The 760-nt window shown below is 70.8% G+C and carries 1 protein-coding gene; it reads right to left on the bottom strand.

The features are described 5' to 3' along the window. Positions 1–760, bottom strand: a 760-nt coding sequence (gene mltA / locus HUK84_RS21175) for a murein transglycosylase A (RefSeq protein ID WP_176641924.1), incomplete at both ends; no start/stop codon positions are given.

Raw genomic sequence — 760 nt, forward strand, 5'->3', positions numbered from 1 at the left:
GTTTCGACCCAGATGGGCGCGCCCAGCGGAATCGCCCGCTGGTCCACCGCCGCGGTCCGGCCGGGCGCCAGCGGCACGCCCATCGCCCCCGGCGCCCCCTGGTCGGAATGGAGATTGTCCAGCATGTCGAAAAACACGTAGTCCGGATTTTCCTCCATCACCGCGCGGGCCCGGTCGGGATGGGCGCTGAGCCAGGCGCGAATCGACTGCATGCTGACTGCGTCCTCGTCCATTTCGCCCTGCCGGACCAGCACGCGGCCCAGCGGCACGTAGTCCCGGCCGTTCTTGCCGCCATAGCCCAGGCGGACGACCTGTCCGCTGGGCAGGCGGACGCGGCCCGATCCCTGGATCTGCAGGAAGAACAGGTCGGCCGGGTCGGCGACCCACAGCAATTCCAGGTTGCGCCCGGCCAGCGCGCCCGCATCGATCTGCGCGCGCGTCCAGTAGGGCACGAATTTTCCGTTCTCCCAGCGCCCGGTCACCATCCGCCCGTCGGTGGCCCGGGTGCGCACCAGGTCATCGGGCACCCGATAGACCGGGGTCTGGAAGATGCCGCCGCGCGACAGCGCGCCGCGGATCTCGGGTTCGTAATAACCGGTGAACAGCGCCGACGGGGCCATGAGCGTCGGCTGGAACCAGGTTTCGAAGAATTGCCGCGCCGCCGGGCCGTCACCCACGGGAAGCGACGCGGCGGCGCGGCAGGACGGCAGCCAGTCGCCGACATGCGTGCCCAACCTGCCGCCCGGGCTGCCACTGGGGG

The organism is Nguyenibacter vanlangensis (assembly GCF_013376155.1).
Lineage (GTDB): Bacteria > Pseudomonadota > Alphaproteobacteria > Acetobacterales > Acetobacteraceae > Gluconacetobacter > Gluconacetobacter vanlangensis.